This is a genomic window from Serratia sp. NGAS9 (genome assembly GCF_009905295.1).
Lineage (GTDB): Bacteria > Pseudomonadota > Gammaproteobacteria > Enterobacterales > Enterobacteriaceae > Serratia > Serratia bockelmannii.
Window position 1 is genome coordinate 4,578,088 of record NZ_CP047605.1, and the last position, 16,479, is coordinate 4,594,566.

The following is a 16,479-nucleotide window of genomic DNA, read 5'->3' on the forward strand; positions in this document are numbered from 1 at the left end:
CTCTATAGAGGTTGGAATGGCGGAAATCAATTTTATTGCTCCCGCCGTTTCAACTTAAACCCAACGTTTAATGATGATGGAGGTATTGATGCCGCCAAACGCGAAATTATTGCTCTGTAAGTATTCACAATCGATGCGCCGGCTTTCCCCCATAATATAATCCAGCTCACCACACTGCTCATCCGGCTGATGAAGGTTAAGCGTTGGCGCAAACCAGCCTTCTCGCATCATTTGCAAACTCATCCAGGCCTCCAGCGCGCCGCAGGCTCCCAGCGTATGGCCAAAATAGCTTTTCAGCGATGAAATCGGCGTTTGGCCGCCAAAAATAGCTGCCGTAGCCTGGCTTTCAGCGATATCCCCTCGATCGGTGGCAGTGCCATGAGCGGAAATATAGCCGATGTCCCGCACATTCAAGCCAGCTATCTTCAACGCCTGCTCCATGCATATTTGCATCGTTTCACGCTGCGGTTGAGTGATATGCGCCGCATCGCAATTGGTGGCAAAACCGACAATTTCACCGTAGATAACGGCGCCGCGCGCTTTCGCATGTTCCAACTCTTCCAGGACCAACGTCCCGGCACCTTCGCCAATCACCAGGCCATCACGCTGCCGATCGAAAGGGGACGGTGTGCTTTTAGGGCTATCGTTACGCTGGCTCGTTGCGAATAGCGTATCGAACACCGCGGCCTCCGAGGGGCAAAGCTCTTCTGCGCCACCAGCAACCATAACCTTCTGATAACCGTGACGAATAGCCTCCCAGGCATAGCCAATCGCCTGGCTCCCTGAGGTGCATGCGCTGGAGGTCGGGATCACTCGGCCGCGCAGGCCGAAAAACAGACCGGTGTTAACCGCTGTGGTATGTGGCATCATCTGCACATAAGTGGTGCCAGTGATGTTGTTGGTATGTTTTTCAGTAAGCATAGTGGCAAATTCGCTCACGGGGCCGGTACTTCCCGTCGAAGAACCGTAGGCGATGCCGGTTTGGCCGTTAGTCAGTACCGGATCGTCAATCAGCCCCGCTTGTTCCAATGCCAGTTCAGTAGCGCGAGTGGAAAGGAGTGAGACTCGCCCCATTGCGCGAATGCGCTTTCGGGTGTAATGCTCAGGCAGGACGAAATCATCGATTGGTGCGCCCAGTAAGGTATGCAATCCATCATAAATCTGCCACTCGGGCATTGTCCGCACCGCATTTTCATATGCCAACAGACGCCGGGAAACATCCTGCCACCGTTCCCCAAAGGCGGTTACGCCGCCCATGCCGGTGATGACAACACGACAAGTCATAACATTCCTCCGTTGATGGAAATGACCTGGCGGGTGATGTAGCCCGCAATATCGGACATTAAATAGCTCGCCAGGCCGGCAACTTCATCCGTCTGGCCCATGCGCTTCATTGGAATGATCGCCATCGCTTCTTTCAATGCGGCCTCTTCCATTTCGATCATCCCCGTGTCGATCAGGCCTGGAGCAATGCAGTTAACGGTGATTTTGCGCTTCGCAAGCTCAATGGCCAATGCTTTGGTGGCGCCGATGATCCCCGCTTTAGCGGCGCTATAATTGACCTGACCGCGATTGCCCATCATTCCCGATACCGACGACAACGTAATGATTCGACCACCTCTACGTGCGCCGATCATCGGCATGATGCAAGGATGAATGACGTTATAAAAACCGTCGAGATTGGTGTGGATCACGTTGTCCCAATCGTTCTCGCTAAGCGCAGGGAACGCCCCATCCCGGGCGATGCCTGCATTGCAGACCACACCGTACCAGGCGCCATGGGCAGCCATATCCTTTTCCAGCACTTCACGGCACTGATCACGTTCACTTACGTCAAAGTTCAGCAGGCGACCTTGCCCCCCAGACTGTTCAATGGCTGCGAGGGTTTCCTGGGCGCCGGCCTGATCTCGGTGATAATGGACGCCGACGATAAAACCATCAGCGGCAAGCTGACGAGCAATCGCGCTCCCAATTCCCTTACTAGCCCCGGTGACCAGAACTGAACGACTCATGCGGTCTCTCCCTGATTAAAAAGCGATGTCAATTCTTCTGACGTTGGCTGGAAAGTATTCACACGGCCAGATGCCAGGCACTCTTCCCCTACGGTAATGGTGCAGTCAAAGCTGCCGAAACGTTCGTCTTGCATCAGCAACCTAGCTTGAACATTCAACGTCGCATTGCCTGGTAGATGCCCGGCCGCACAGGTTAACTCGCGGGCGCCAAGCACCATGCCCAATGAAATTTCATGCAACCCCGCTTGGCGGCGATGCCAGCCGGACCAAACCCCCACCGTTTGCGCCATCAACTCCAGCGCAAACCATCCCGGCAGATTGCCCTGAGCATCGAGAAAGGGTCCCAACACTCCGCCAAGATGCACGCTAACCTGACAGTGAACATCGTTTTCAGTCACGTTGACGACCTCATCCAGTAGCATCATCGGCTCAGCATGAGGCAAGTACTCGGACGGCGGCAAATATTCGTTCATACATCTTTCCCTAATAGAATACTGGCGTTATTTCCGCCAAAGGCGAAAGAGTTAGAGAGGATTATCGGTCGAGCCAACGGTTGGCTGGTATGCATGACACCGCAAGCGGGGAGCGCGGGGTCTGCTGGCGAAGCGCTGAAATCTTGGGCGGGTAAAGGTAAATTGCGCAGTAAAATCAGCGCGCTGATAGCCGCCTCCGTGATCCCCGCAGCCCCCAGAGTATGGCCGGTTAAATGCTTGGTCGAACTGCATGGTACCTGTTCACCAAACAGCGAATGCACTACGCGGGACTCGATTTGGTCGTTAAGCAGTGTCGCGGTGCCGTGCAGATTAATGTAACCAACCTGTTTCGCCTCGATATCCGCTTCGGCCAAGGCTTGTTCAATGGCACGAATGGCACCCTCTCCCTGAGGATGCGGTGCTGATATATGCCAAGCATCGCTGGATTCCCCCACCCCTAATAGAACAAGAGGCTGAGGCTCGCGGGTCAGCACCATGAGTGCAGCGCCTTCACCGATAGTGATGCCGCAACGGTTTTGGGCGAACGGCTGGCAAAGCTCAGACGATAGCGACTCAAGGCTGTGAAAACCGTTGATCGGCATTCTGCTCAACGTATCGGCGCCGCCAACAATGGCGACATCGGCAAGCCCCGCTTCGATCAGCCGCCGCCCGCTGATAATGGCTCGGGCGCTGGAAGAGCAAGCTGTCGAAAGCGTAAATGCTGGCCCATCGACCTGTAGCCAGCGGCTGAGAAATCGCGACGGATCGCCGAGCTCCTGCTGAGGATACCGCCAACGCGGGCTAACTTCGCCGTTGAGCGTCAGCTGTACATGCTCATCGCCTTCGTTTAACCCGGAGGTGCTGGTGCCCATCACGACGGCAATCCGATCGCGGCCAAACCTGGCGATGGCTTCATCAACCTGCGGCTGGATCTGCTCCAGCGCGGCCAGCAACAGTTGATTATTACGGGAACGATGAGCGGAAAACGACGCAGGGATAACGGGTAACTCTCCCTCAACGCCGCCCAGCACGGCTTCCGGGTTCCCCTGTAGCCACCCCGCTCTCGGACGCATACCCGGCGCAGAGCCGCGAGCGAGGTTTGCGGCTATCTCATCCAGAGAATTCCCAAGCGCATTAATCATACCGACGGCAGAGATGTAAATCATGTTATTCACCCAGGTATTGAATGGTGATTTGGTATTTAAAAGCATGTTGTTGAATGCTAATCGGCTCTCGCAGGCCATTACGCTGAAGATAGGCGATCTCGGTCACCAGCTTGCCGCTGGCGTTGCGCAGCTCGCGCTGATTACCCTTATCGACGATCGTCCAGCCATTCGGCAGCCGCGCCCGCCAAGTTTCAAGCGGCCAAAGGCTAAGCATGACATCGGCCAACACCTGGCTTGCCGGTGGTAATTGAGGAACGATGATAGATTGCTCGGCGTGTAACCCATTCTCATCATAGGTAAGCTTAAACAGCCGAATTCCCACGGAGGAAAGCCCGGCGAGGGTGATTTTCTGCTCATCAGCATGCAACATGACCAACAGCGACTGGCTTTTGCCGTTGAAAGTACCGGTCAGCAGTTGCTGCTTATCGATCGCAGGTGACAAACCAGGCGCAGGCAACACCACGCGGGTGCCCGGTTCTAGCCAGGCCTGTGGGAACGTGTCATTCCCCGGAGCAATCGAATGGCTGCAGCCGGCTATCCCCATCACAACGAGCAGCGCAGCGAATCGCCAGCAATTACGTACCATCATCTTTTTTCTCTTTTTTTATTTGGCATCGCCAGTGGTGAAAGTAGCCAGGCGACGAAAATTCCGCTGACCAAAACAATTCCGAAACAGCTGATTGCCTGCGTGTCACTGAACAACAACATGCCAAGCGTTAGCAAAGTCGTCATCATCGCCAACGTAATGGCTAGCAGCGAAGTCAGCGGCGTCCCCTGCGGGTTACTGAAAAACAGTGTGTAATTGATGCCAATGCCCAATACCAGCACTAATGCCAACAGCGAGAATAGGTTTACGCTATACCCGCAAAACGAGAGCACAGCCAACCCACATCCCAGCGACAACAGGGACGGTATCAGGCTGACAAGCCCTTTACGCCACCCTTGGCGAACCATCGCGCCACAGGCGATCACAACCAACGCGATACCCAACAACCCCGTCAATACGGAACGGTAGAGCGCGAAGAGCGAATCAAAAGACTGTTTGCGGTCCACCCATGCCACACCGGCCTGCTTGTCCGCCAGCTCTCCCAATTGATTGCCTGACGTTACACCATCGACGGGAACCAGCGCCCCACTCTGGCCGTTGGGCAGAGTCAGCCACAACAAACGCCAACCTTCGCTGATGCTGCTTTCCAGCCATGTGGGTACGGAAACCGGCATTGCGTTCAGATCGGGGTTAGCCATATCAAGCCCCGCATTTTTTAGCGCAAGAAGCACGGTTGGTGCCGCGTCACGCAGCAGACGTAAATCCTGCTCTTGGCGCGCCAGCGAATTAAGGGGGATCGCGCGGAAATGGCTAATCATTCCCTCATGTTGCGCTCGCTCCAGGTGCGGCAGGAAAGTTTCCAACCGCCGCAGCGTCTGTTCTGGAGTAGCGCCATAGACCACGAACCATTTTTGATCGACGTTTTGCCCGATCAATCGGCTAATCTTGTTCTCCTGCGCCAGCAGTGAAGACGGCAACGCCTGCAGTTGGGAAATATCATCATTCACACGCAACGTGGCAATCCCAGCCATTGACAGCAGAGCCAAGGCCGTCGGCACCCCTACGCGCACTGCTTTATTGCGCCGCCAGGCCGCCAACCAACGCAGCATCACCCCCATCGCCGGAACCGGCCGCACCGGTAAGCCGCGGCACAACCAGGGATGCCAAAAAAATACGGTCAGGCACGATGCGCTAAGTCCGATGGCGGCAAACACGGCCATCTGGCGAATGCCGGGGAAAGGAGCCAACATCATGATTAGATAGGCCGCCACCGTCGTCAACAATGCCAACAAAAGCGCTTTGCCAACCTTCGTCAGGCTTTGCCAGGGCGACATGACCGCGCCATGCACCATGCGTTCGGTCAGATAGTAGAGCGTATAATCGGCAGAAATCCCGATGATGCTCATGCTCATCACCAACGTCATCAGGTGCAGTTCGCCATACAGCACCAACGTGGCCACCGTCCCCGCCAATGCTCCGACGCTGAGAGAAAGTAGACACAACAGCAACGGTCGCAATGAACGAAAGACCACGATAATTAACAGAACCACGCCCAGGATCGTGGCAGCGCCGAGGGTGGCGATATCCCGCTTCGCTTGCTGGCTGGCGTAGTCGCTGTAGAACACCGTCCCCCGAGAAAGCAGCTGCGCCTGCGGATAGAGCGCCTTCAGTGACGCTTCCTGTACCGCGAGCTCCGCCACCAAGCGATGGGTTTGTTGCATATCGAAGGAGTCACCCACCAGCTCCCCGTGTAACAAATACCAGTAGTTTTGCTGCTCGTCCTGAGTGACAAGCCAGCCATCCATCAGCCGCAGTCGCTGACCGTTTTGCGCAAGCGCCAACTGGGAGCCACGCATCAGCATCAATGGATCGTTCCGCAACTCTTTGCCACTAACGCCAGAAAAAGCGGAATAGAGCTGTGACAGAACCCATTGCGCTTGCGCTTCACCGCCATTTTGCAAGCGCATGCGAGTGGCGCTATCGATAAGCCCGTTGCGGTGCTGCCAGAAAAAGGCTCCCCAGGCTTTCTGGCTTTCGGCGTTCATCTTTCCTTTAACTTCAGACAACGCGGGTGACTGTTGAAGTTGCGCCAACCACGTTTCTGCTACTCGCGGATCCGGCTGTTTACCGGGGCTGACCAACCACACCACCTGTTTATCCAGGCGCTGCATAAAGCCGTCACTTATCGCGAGCGGAACGGAACCCAGCGCCTGCTTGGGCAGCATCGCCAACACGCTGCTGTTCAAACGTGCGCCCGGCAGCAACGCCAACAACACGCCGAGCAGCATCAAACATACCAATCCCCATAACAGGGCGAGGCGGCGGGAATTAGTCGGCGGCAAAGCGTTGGCGTTCGTCATCAGTCAGGGTCGCAGGGGTCAGTCGATGTTGAGAAAGTATAATTTCCGTACGATCGCCTTGTTTATCATAGAGCTGAATAGACTCCAGATAAGTTTCACCAGACAAATCGATTGAGGAGAAAATTTTATCCAATGGCGTGGTCGTCGGCGTCAGGCGAAGTACCCAACGCCCCTCTCCCTTATCCTGAAAACCTACGCGGAAATTCTGTTCCAGCGCCTTGCGATCGGCCTGAAATAGTCCGCGCAACAGATGGTTAAACTGGAACATCTGCGGATTATTTTCGGCGGTAACCGTTTGTTGAGGCTGGCCATTCACCTGTTGAACCATACGAAAATCGTTCAGCATCAGCAGCATGGGGAAAGGACTCTTTTGATCCCACAACAACCCTTGATCGCGGGCAAGCAGCATTTCCCCCTGTGAGCGAAGCGGTTGCGGCATGTCCTTAATCGTACGCGTCTGTGCGAAATGAGCCCGGATCACCGGCTGCCCGGTAAAACGTTGCTGAAGCTCATCCAGCGTGACGGCATGCACCCACGGCGCCAGCAAAAGCAGGCATAAAGGCAAAAGTCTCATGGCGCTACTCCCATTCGTTCAAACAAAATATCTGGACTCACGAAGCACATTTCACGGCTTTTCTCTTCTACCGCAACCTGAATGGTGTAACCCGTTGTGGTCCGTTTCGCAGTCAAGACATCGAATATCTGGTAAGCGATGCGCAAGCGGTTTTCATACTCTTCCAACTGTGCGCGAACGCGGATGCGCTGCTCAAATGTCAGCACGTCGCGGTATTTCACCCGAGTATCGACAACCGGCCAAACATACCCGGACGCCTGCATTTGCCGGTAACCGTAATCAAACTGGTTCAGCAGCGCCTCACGAGCGCTCTCAAAATAACGAAAATAGTTGCCGTGCCACACCACTCCCATCATGTCGACATCATGAAACGGGATGGTGAGTTCAACGTCAGCCGTAAAGCGAGGGTCGTTAAGCACCCATTACTCCTTATCGGCGGTGTCAGGCAGCCGCCAAAAATCGAAAAAGTTAAACCAGTCCAACGGGGACATCAGTGCGAAATGTTCAAGACGGGCAGCATAGCGATCGATAGCCAGCTGAAGGGCCTGTTGACGTTCAGCTCGCGGTAATGGCAGCGGATCGGCGAAAGCCTCACAATGTATGTGCAGTTTTCCCTCCCGTTGCAAAGCAAAGATCAACAATACCGGGCAACGCAGCAGTGCGGCTAGAATAAACGGCCCTTGCGGGAAAGGCGCGGGCTGCCCCATAAACGAACTCCAGCTGACGCGCCAATCGCCACCACGCTGCGGATTTACCGCAATGCGATCGCCAACGATAGCCACCCACTCACCGCGATCCAATTTATCCTTCAGCAACATTGCCGTTTCAGGGCCAATGTCATTCACCGGGAGCAGGTTTATTCCCGCCTGCGGCGCCATTTCTTCCATCACCTGTTTAAAGCGTTGGGCGTTTTCGCTGAAGACCAGGGCGTTCACCACTTTCCCACCTTGCCGCTGCGCCAGCGCCCGACACGCTTCCACATCCCCCAGGTGTGAAGCCAATAACAGCTTCCCCTGCGTACTGGCGCTGTTTAGTGCCTCTTCCGCCCCCGGAGCAAAAACGATATCTCGCCCCAATTTCAGCTCACCCCGCCAACCGGCGACCTTATCCAACATGGCGTGCCCAAATCGCAGAAAGTGGCGGTAGCTATTCAGATACGGGGGAATTGCCTGCCGGCGCAAAACAAGCTGTTGACGTACGCGTGCAAGCCACTGCCGGGATGCCCGTCTCGGCGCCGCCGCGCTCAACCAATAGACGCCAACCACCGGCCACAGCAAAAGCGAAAATGCGCGGCGACCGAGCAACCGCCACACCGCTAACATGAAGCGCATGCCCCACATTCCTTTGACTTCCGCTTGTTTCGCCCAATGCGCATTTGTGCTGCGACATAACAGTGAAGGAATGCGCGGCAACATGCCGAAAAATAAGCGGGTGTGCATCATCGAAATACGAACGTTGTCCTTCAATGTATCGAAATGCGATACACCATCCTGGGGATAGGTCACTCGCGTCGGGACGAAATAGCTGGTGTTACCCTGCCAATAAAGGCGCACCATCACCTCCGTATCGAAATCCATCCGCCTCCCCAGTGAAACGCGCCCGGCAAGCCGTAAAGTCGGGGCTAACGGGTAAACGCGAAAGCCGCACATACTATCTTTCAACTGCAGAGAAAGCGTTTCAATCCATACCCAAACATGCGTCACCCAACGTCCGTAGAGGCGCGCTCGCGGCACGGAATCATCGTATATCGGCAACCCGGAAATCAGCGCTTCCGGATACCGTTCGCTGAGCGCTAACAGTGCAGGGATGTCTTCAATCGCATGTTGCCCATCGGCATCGACCTGCACCGCATGGGTAAAACCAGCGCATGCCGCCGCCTCCAAACCGCGAATAACGGCCACGCCTTTACCAGCGTTGACATCCAGACGAACCAGAGTCACTCGTTCATATTGCTCAGCCAGAGCATCAAGCTCCCGCCGCGTGGTGGCATCGCTGCCGTCATCGACGATGATGCAAGGCAAGGCCAACGGCTCAAGACGTGACAGTACGCGCGCCATCATCGCGCCGTGGTTGTAGCAGGGGATCACGACACAGGGAAAATAACTCAACGACATAACCGGATTTTCCCGCTGCTGGCGGTATGAAGGGTTGCGCCATCATGCCGCAAGTAAGCGAAAGTAAGGCTGCCTCGCTCCTCATGCCAATTGAGCCTCAGCGTCACTCGATTTTCCGGCAACAACGGCGCTTGAAATTTGACGTTCTGAATACTGTGGAAGTAAAAACCCGGCGTGAGCAACATCGCGGAAAAATGCATTACCCAGTCGAGTTGCGCTACGCCCGGTAACAGCGGCTGCACGGCGAAATGCCCTTTGAACCAGAACAGTTCCGGCTCAAGAGAAAAGGTGATCTCGGCTTGACCAGGCTGCGGCTGGTGGCATTCGATTTTATGGGGCGTCATTGAAAAACTCCTGTAATTGCGTATCAACGCGCTTATTCATGCTGTTTACCGGGATTTCATTAACCACCCGCCAATAACGAGGAATAGCCATCGGCTCAAGCCACGGGGACAGTGCACGACGCCACGACAACTCCAACGCGTTACCGTGCTTTTCTCGCCAGGCATCCTGCCGTTCACGATCTAACACCAGCAGTGCGCCGATACCTTGGCGTCCTCGACGAACAACCGGCAACGCCGCCGCGTCCTGAATGCCGTCCAGCGCCATCAGCCGGCGTTCAACTTCACTCAGTGAGATGCGTTTTTCTTCTATTTTCACCACTCGTCCACGGCGCCCTTGCAAACGGAAACGGCCATGCCCGATAAACTGCAGCTCATCATCCAATAATTGCCCGTCAGGTTGCGCAATCAACGGTGATACGGCGCGGAAGGCATCGCCCTCCGCCGTGAGCCTCACCCCCGGAAACAGTTGCCACGGAATGTCATCTTGTTCACGGTAGCGCCAAGCAAGAATGCCGGTTTCAGTACAGCCGTAAATTTCATCCGGCCAGACGCCAAGCCATGCCTGCGTCGCCATAACGTCTTTCCATGGCAACATGCCGCCTGCGGAGAAAATCATGCTGACCGATGGCGCAGCCAACCGGGGATCGAGCCGTTTGAGGAAAGCAGGGCTGCTGACGAATAGATAGCGATAAGAACGATCAAAAGCGGCCAGCTGTTCGGCGTAATGAACCATTGCCGCATGCAGAGGTAATCCCTGCGACATAGGCAAGAAAATGCGAAACGTGAGGCCATAGAGATGCAGGGGAGCAACCGATGCCACCACACGGCAACCGTCCAACTGCCCAGAAAAGCGGGTTGCCAACAGCCTGGCTTCATAATCCAGAACCGCGACCCGCTTAACGACTCTTTTGGGTTGCCCGGTGGATCCGGAAGTAAACAGTTCGATGCTGGCGTCATCGGCGATCGCCGGTAGACATATCTTCGTCGGCGCCGACTTTTGGGCTGACGCCACAACGAGCAGCCCCTCGCTCCAGCACAGTTCGGCATCACTTAACACGCCGCTGAACAGCGACCGTTGCTCCTCAAGCAGTGAGAGCCGGCGATGGCCTGGGATCACCGGTGTTTTGCCGGCGTACAAGACAGCCAACAACGCCACAATGAACAAATAGCTGTTTTCAAAGCACAGCGCCCAGCGATCGGCTTCTTGCTGACGCAAACGATCGAGCAATATCGATACGTCATAGCGCAATTGGCCGAGTGTCCAGGTCTGTTCGCCAAGCCAAGCAATGGTCGTTTCATCGGAGCGCGATGCACTTAACCATTGCGACAGTGAAAGAGGGGGAGTCATCGCACATCTCGCTGCATTACTCGACGACGCACCAACCATTCGCCGGCCATCAGCGCGCCTATCAGCAGATAAGCAATCATGCCGTTCCACATTGTCCAAAGCGCCATATCTCCATGCAAGGCGGTTAAACAGGCCATGGAGCCGTTGAACACGAAAAAGATGCACCAGACCTGGGTAACTCGACGCGTATAACGAACGCCTTCGGGCGGCAGCCGCGGCTCGCGCAGCCGAGCCAAACGCTCAACCAACGGCATATCACTCCACAGCGAACCCCCAAAGCCGCACAGCATTACCAAATTGACAATTACGGGCCACCACAGCAGCAGTTGATGGGCGCGTAACAGCGCGCTGGCAACGCATAACGCAACCCCAGCAAATGCCACGTACTGCATAATGCGATGCATCGGCCCGGCTTTTCGCCGCAGCTGACGTAAGCGTAGAAACAGCATCAGTGCCATCGATGGCAGCAGCCAATGCAGGCCGTCATGCAGCAGGCCAAACCAAACCAAAAACGGCCAAGCTAACAATATTAGCGCCATCATAACCTGTAGCACCGACAACCTTTTCCCCTGCACGATGGATCAGGCTTCCCGCAGTAAACGTTCTACCGCTTCGACGACATCTTGAACGGTTCGCACAGCTTTAAACTCTTCCGGTTTGATCTTCCTGCCGGTTTTCTTTTGCAATTGCACAATCATGTCGACCGCATCGATGCTGTCGAGCTCAAGATCTTCATACAAGCGGGCTTCCGGTGTAATCGACGCGGGATCAATTTCAAAGAGTTTGATCAGAAGCGCGGAGACTTCTTCATAAATAGCGTGTTGTTCTGTCATGGCGGATTCTTTCTCAGGCTCGTTGCGAATGAATAAAAGAAGCCAGCGTTGCTACAGAGTAAAAGTGCTGGCGCATTTCTTCACTTTCGGCGGAAAGCACGATGCCGTACTTATTTTTTACCGCCAGCCCGAGTTCAAGCGCATCGATGGAGTCCAGTCCTAATCCTTCCCCGAACAGAGCCGCCTGCGTTTCAATATCATCCGCCGTCAGCTCCTCCAAATTCAATGTATCAATAATGAGATTTTTAATTTCTAGATAAAGCGCTTGCATCATTAAGTTCCGAAAAAGGTATTTCAACGAATTGTAATTGTTGCGAAAGGTACCGGTTCAGCTGCCTTGCCGCCAATGCCGGCTCTGGTGTTTTGCCATCATAAAAATGCTCGATCGGCACTCGACCGCGTACTTTGATCTCAAAGAGCGGCTTTGTAAGGGGGACATCGTACCATTTGCTCTGTTTATCCAATAAATGTTCACTGCAGCAAATCGCCACAATACGCAGATCGCGGCGGCAACGGACGGCAATATTGGCCGCCCCGCGCTGCAGAGACATCTTTTTTCCCGGTTCGGTACGCGTGCCCTCAGGAAAAATTAAAAGGGTGTCACCACGCCCCAATCTTTCCTGACACTGTGGCAACAAAGTCTCAGCCTGGCTGTTAACCAGATAATCCGCTGCACGAATCACCCCGCTGACAAACGGATTTTTCAGTAATGCACTTTTCACCAGGCAATCCGTTTCCGGCATCACGGAAGCCAGCAGCACATAATCAATCAACGTAGGATGGTTCGCCACTACCAGACAGCCGCGTTCATTACGCAGGCAATCGGCGCCATGGATACGGTAATCTAATACGCCAATGCTCCTCGCCACCGTCAAGAACAATCGAAAACTGGCTGAAATACTGCGCCGCGCTATGCGGCAGCGCTTATTGTCATCACGTACAACAAGCAACAGCAAATTAAACCAGGTCAGGGAAAGCAGCAGCCCGCCGAGCCCGAATAACGCGAAGCAAAACCCGGTCATTACCAGGCGCCAGATGCGATTTAATCCGGTTACAGCATTCATTTCATGAGACTCCAACGCCACTGCACTCGTTCTCCGTCAATCGTAAAGTGGGGCGTCTGCGCGAGATAGTGCCTTAAAAACCGCAAGCTTTGCGGCAAAGACATTTCATTGCCTGCATAATCACTCTCCGTGGAGCATTGCAACGTATCCCCCGCCTCAAACAGCAGCGCCACGGCATACGCCCAGGTGGGCATTTGCGCAGGCAGCCCCGGATGGTAAAACGCTGGGATCACACCATCAAAATCCACCATCAATACACGCTGATGGCCGGCCTGCAGCAAGCAAACCACTTCACAAAGCCCTTGCTGAAACGTATCCATGCCAGCAGAAAGCGAAGAAGATACTATCGGTTGCCTAGCAACGATCGTCAGATTTCCAACCGCGGAATTATGAACCGACATGGTAAAATCCGTCGGTGAAACAGACTGGCCGGTCGCCAATGCATGGAGGATACGGTAGTTGCGCTCCAGCTCCCCGTGACGGCTGGTATAGAGCACTGCATCAACGGCATGACGACGCAGCAAAGAAAGCCCGCAATCAACCGCCAGCTTACTGCCGGAGCTCAAGCGACGCGCGGCCATCATCGGCAATTCATCAGGCAACGCCTGAGGCGCGCTCGGATCAATGGCGTCAGGCTGGTGCGCCCATGCAAGCCACTGGGACGCGGCGCTCAGGCCGGGTGCTCGTGCCTGCCAGTCGACAATGTTCAAGGCAAATTTCATTAATGCAAATCCGTGGTGTATCCGTTATCCCTGGCACAACGCGCCAAACTGACGCCTCTTTTCAAGTCAAATTTTCTTGCATATGAGTAAGGTATGACCAACTCCGAGATGATCGACGCGTTGTTCCACCTCAAATCCTGCCGCTTCCAGGTAGCGATAAAATTTCTCTACGCTGTAAAAACGGCTATTACCGTTAGCCATGCACGTGAAATAAAGCGACGTGGCGTTCAGGCTGAATGACGCCGCCTCAAATTTTTGCGCATCCCAGAACAGCTCCATAACGCACAACCGAGCGCCGGGTTTCATCACCTTAGCGATACGCTCCAACATGCCAATTATCTGCTGCGGAGCGAAACAGTCGAGGAACTGGCTCATCCACCAGATATCCGCTTCGCCAGGCAAGGTGGCCTCTTCGAGCATATCAACCGCATGAAAGCCAATGCGGTGAGAAAAACCGGCATTTTCGACATTTTGGCGGGCAAGTGCAATTTGTTGCGGCAAATCCAGTATCGTAATCGTGACGTCGTCATCGTATTGGCAGCAACGCAGCGCCCATTTTCCCGTATTTCCCCCAACATCGTACAGGCTTAAGGGTTTGCCGGCGAAAATATGCGGCAATGCCGCACTAAAGGCCGCATCAGAGTAGTAATGATCGAATGCAAACCAACTTTCGCGAGCTGGGGATGGTAACTGGGACAGCACAGGATAGATAGTTTCCGTGTCACTGAACACCTGGAGCCCCGCAGGCTTGGACTCCTTCAGCGCTTGCGCCAGAAAGAACAACCCCTGGTAACAGACATCCTGTGTGAAATCCATATTCACACGGGTCATCGCGTCATGCAGCAGGAAGTGCCCCACTTTGGACAGGCGGTAGCGCTCGTCGCGACAGATAATGATGCGGCCACTCAATCCCATATCCAACAGCACGCTGGTGGCATAATCATTCAGACTGCTATTAGCAACGATTTCATCCAGAAACGCGCCTTGTTCACCTTGCTTATCCAGATAGGCCAACACCCCCCCATTGCGCAAACAAAGCGCCGTTTGAAACAGCATGGGAGCGAAAGCTATGCGTTGCGCTTCGGTTATGGCATCAAGCGCATTAAAGGTGTCTTGTTCGTACATAACGATGATAAGCGTCCTGTGCTAAAAATATTTATCGGGCCATACTTGGCCCGACTAAAAAGATATTACTGCAGTGCATTCGTGGCGAGACTGACCTGAATATCTTTATCCAGATTGCGTACCCAACGATTATAATTCTTATGAATCTTACCTTGAGAAGCGAGCAGATTCTGGCTGCTGTCATAATCGATAGAATAAGCTGTTGCCGAGTAGGTAATACGCACCTCCGCACTGTGATTGCGGTTTTGCTGACGCGCCTTGATGACACCTGGCCCCACATCATTCATGATCCATTGGCGTTGGGCGCCAGCCTTAAGGATTGCGTTTCTGACTTGAGCCTCACTATGCCCGGCACTAACCGTCGAATGAACATTATCAACGGGTGCTGTACGCGCGCATCCCACTAAGGCCACCGCCACGGAAAATGCGATTAACAACTTGGAAACCCTTTTCATACAACCTCCATATTAAAGTAATTCTGATAACTTTCATCAATGGATAAATGAATACCGGCACACTCACCGCCAGATGAAACCGCGATTTATTTATTAACCGGAAACCTTACTGTATTTCAAAATAAATTCATCAGCCATCGGCAGGCTGAAAAATCAATATAAAAAAACTGAAAGACTCGCAATTCAATGAACTATTGGACAGGTTTAACTTGTAACCATTAAATATTCATTTAAGCTATCGGTGATTACATCGATTAAATTAACATCATCAAAGCGCTTATTCATGTCCATCAGCTCCGGCCATTAAAGTACTCCAATCAATACCCTTACTCAAGAAAAAATGTAACCAAATTATACCATCCCTCTGGCTCTCAAAGCCAAGTATGGCTGGCTAAATGGGAACTGCAGGGATAATGGCTGATACACCTGCACAGGCCGGTTAATCAGCATCGTGTAGCGAGACATTCTTGAGCTCAACGCGGCAATATCGCGCACTCTTTATCCAGCAGCGACTCTACCGAAGCGCGGTTGCCAACGTCCCAGCCGCGCTTCGAGGCCAGCAAGATAAAACCCCGTTGGCCGGCAAACGTGGTGGGCACTAACGCCACGCCATATTCCGCCAGCTGCTGCGGCGACAGATGGAAATAATCCGCCAGATCCTTAATCGGGTAAATGCCCATCGCGGTTGGCTGCATCACGCGTCGGGCATAGTAAGTGTGGCGCAACAGCTTATCCGGCAAAGGCCGCCATTGTTCCTGTATGTAGGGGCGTTCCGCCTGCAATTGACGCCGAACATCTTCGCGCAGACAGGTCAGGTGAATATGCAATTGGTTCTGGCTACGGCCGTAAGCGGAGTTGATCGCCATGCCCAACATATCATCCGGCACCGGCCCGCCATACTCGGCGGCCAACCGGTAACGCATCAGCCATGCATAGCCAAAATAGTCCGTCCGTTCCCCGGCCAGCAGCTGCGGGCTTTCAATACCGGAGAGCGGCGCCGTCGGCACCAGGATGAAGTGATAGGGATAACGCGGGTTTTGCAGCACGCTGAAGCCCTGCGCTTTCCCCTGCGGCATATAAATCTGCTCACACGGGGCCGGATCGCGCTTTTGCTGATAGTTGGCCATGCAGAGCTTATCGACCACGCCCCACAGCGCATCGGAACGGGCGCACCCCGTCAAGGAGAGAACCCCCAGCACCAGCAGCCAACGCCGGGTAGACACACCAAAGCACGCCATCGTCATCTTTCTCGGCATCATCGCCGCACAGCACTCTTTGCGCGGGCGAGAGAAAACTCAAAATGGGGAATGAACAAGGGGCCAATGCGGCCCCTTGAGGAAAA

Annotated in this window: 19 protein-coding genes; all 19 read right to left on the reverse strand. The window is 54.2% G+C overall.

What is annotated here, in order from left to right; translation table 11 throughout:
• Nucleotides 1-54: 54 nt before the first annotated feature.
• The 19 genes from GUC32_RS21795 to GUC32_RS21885 all read right to left on the reverse strand — a co-directional run bounded on the left by GUC32_RS21795 (nucleotide 55) and on the right by GUC32_RS21885 (nucleotide 16,375).
• The gene (locus tag GUC32_RS21795) at nucleotides 55-1,284 is read right to left on the reverse strand and encodes a beta-ketoacyl-ACP synthase (RefSeq protein WP_025304399.1); all 1,230 of its coding nucleotides are present in this window, start codon (nucleotides 1,282-1,284) and stop codon (nucleotides 55-57) included.
• Entirely contained in the window at nucleotides 1,281-2,012 is a 732-nt protein-coding gene (locus tag GUC32_RS21800; RefSeq protein WP_049204354.1) for a 3-ketoacyl-ACP reductase FabG2, read from the reverse strand. Before GUC32_RS21800 ends, GUC32_RS21795 begins: the two co-directional genes overlap by 4 nt.
• Nucleotides 2,009-2,485, reverse strand: coding sequence for a hypothetical protein (locus GUC32_RS21805; protein ID WP_004144507.1), 477 nt, complete (start codon nucleotides 2,483-2,485; stop codon nucleotides 2,009-2,011). The genes GUC32_RS21800 and GUC32_RS21805 overlap by 4 nt, the downstream gene beginning before the upstream one ends.
• Nucleotides 2,482-3,651: a beta-ketoacyl-[acyl-carrier-protein] synthase family protein gene (locus GUC32_RS21810; protein ID WP_025304400.1), complete on the reverse strand. Its 1,170-nt coding sequence runs from the start codon at nucleotides 3,649-3,651 to the stop codon at nucleotides 2,482-2,484. The genes GUC32_RS21805 and GUC32_RS21810 overlap by 4 nt, the downstream gene beginning before the upstream one ends.
• A 1-nt stretch (nucleotide 3,652) precedes the next feature.
• Nucleotides 3,653-4,240 carry a DUF3261 domain-containing protein gene (locus tag GUC32_RS21815; RefSeq protein ID WP_004144509.1) on the reverse strand — a complete coding sequence of 196 codons (588 nt, stop codon included), beginning with the start codon at nucleotides 4,238-4,240 and terminating at the stop codon, nucleotides 3,653-3,655.
• Nucleotides 4,237-6,558 (reverse strand): MMPL family transporter, encoded by a 2,322-nt coding sequence (locus GUC32_RS21820; RefSeq protein WP_049204349.1) that lies wholly within the window; start codon nucleotides 6,556-6,558, stop codon nucleotides 4,237-4,239. Before GUC32_RS21820 ends, GUC32_RS21815 begins: the two co-directional genes overlap by 4 nt.
• On the reverse strand, nucleotides 6,527-7,132 hold the full coding sequence (locus GUC32_RS21825; RefSeq protein ID WP_025304403.1) for an outer membrane lipoprotein carrier protein LolA: 606 nt from the start codon (nucleotides 7,130-7,132) through the stop codon (nucleotides 6,527-6,529). Before GUC32_RS21825 ends, GUC32_RS21820 begins: the two co-directional genes overlap by 32 nt.
• Nucleotides 7,129-7,551, reverse strand: coding sequence for a thioesterase family protein (locus tag GUC32_RS21830; RefSeq protein WP_164063459.1), 423 nt, complete (start codon nucleotides 7,549-7,551; stop codon nucleotides 7,129-7,131). Before GUC32_RS21830 ends, GUC32_RS21825 begins: the two co-directional genes overlap by 4 nt.
• Before the next feature lie 3 nt (nucleotides 7,552-7,554).
• Complete coding sequence (locus GUC32_RS21835) at nucleotides 7,555-9,246, reverse strand: glycosyltransferase (protein WP_025304405.1); 1,692 nt, start codon at nucleotides 9,244-9,246, stop codon at nucleotides 7,555-7,557.
• A complete protein-coding gene (locus tag GUC32_RS21840; protein WP_025304406.1) occupies nucleotides 9,237-9,590 on the reverse strand; it encodes a hydroxymyristoyl-ACP dehydratase in 354 nt (117 codons plus the stop codon). The genes GUC32_RS21835 and GUC32_RS21840 overlap by 10 nt, the downstream gene beginning before the upstream one ends.
• Entirely contained in the window at nucleotides 9,577-10,938 is a 1,362-nt protein-coding gene (locus tag GUC32_RS21845) for an AMP-binding protein (RefSeq protein WP_369435431.1), read from the reverse strand. Before GUC32_RS21845 ends, GUC32_RS21840 begins: the two co-directional genes overlap by 14 nt.
• A complete protein-coding gene (locus tag GUC32_RS21850) occupies nucleotides 10,935-11,513 on the reverse strand; it encodes a hypothetical protein (protein WP_127146315.1) in 579 nt (192 codons plus the stop codon). Before GUC32_RS21850 ends, GUC32_RS21845 begins: the two co-directional genes overlap by 4 nt.
• Before the next feature lie 6 nt (nucleotides 11,514-11,519).
• Nucleotides 11,520-11,771 (reverse strand): acyl carrier protein, encoded by a 252-nt coding sequence (locus GUC32_RS21855; protein ID WP_025304409.1) that lies wholly within the window; start codon nucleotides 11,769-11,771, stop codon nucleotides 11,520-11,522.
• A gap of 13 nt (nucleotides 11,772-11,784) precedes the next feature.
• Nucleotides 11,785-12,042 (reverse strand): phosphopantetheine-binding protein, encoded by a 258-nt coding sequence (locus GUC32_RS21860; protein WP_049204340.1) that lies wholly within the window; start codon nucleotides 12,040-12,042, stop codon nucleotides 11,785-11,787.
• On the reverse strand, nucleotides 12,017-12,835 hold the full coding sequence (locus GUC32_RS21865) for a 1-acyl-sn-glycerol-3-phosphate acyltransferase (RefSeq protein ID WP_025304411.1): 819 nt from the start codon (nucleotides 12,833-12,835) through the stop codon (nucleotides 12,017-12,019). The genes GUC32_RS21860 and GUC32_RS21865 overlap by 26 nt, the downstream gene beginning before the upstream one ends.
• Complete coding sequence (locus GUC32_RS21870) at nucleotides 12,832-13,557, reverse strand: beta-ketoacyl synthase chain length factor (protein WP_127146314.1); 726 nt, start codon at nucleotides 13,555-13,557, stop codon at nucleotides 12,832-12,834. Before GUC32_RS21870 ends, GUC32_RS21865 begins: the two co-directional genes overlap by 4 nt.
• 66 nt (nucleotides 13,558-13,623) lie before the next feature.
• Complete coding sequence (locus GUC32_RS21875) at nucleotides 13,624-14,682, reverse strand: methyltransferase (RefSeq protein WP_025304413.1); 1,059 nt, start codon at nucleotides 14,680-14,682, stop codon at nucleotides 13,624-13,626.
• A 65-nt stretch (nucleotides 14,683-14,747) separates the two neighbouring features.
• Nucleotides 14,748-15,137 carry a hypothetical protein gene (locus GUC32_RS21880; protein ID WP_025304414.1) on the reverse strand — a complete coding sequence of 130 codons (390 nt, stop codon included), beginning with the start codon at nucleotides 15,135-15,137 and terminating at the stop codon, nucleotides 14,748-14,750.
• 473 nt (nucleotides 15,138-15,610) lie between these two features.
• Nucleotides 15,611-16,375: a CDP-diacylglycerol diphosphatase gene (locus tag GUC32_RS21885; RefSeq protein WP_025304415.1), complete on the reverse strand. Its 765-nt coding sequence runs from the start codon at nucleotides 16,373-16,375 to the stop codon at nucleotides 15,611-15,613.
• Between the last annotated feature and the right edge of the window lie 104 nt (nucleotides 16,376-16,479).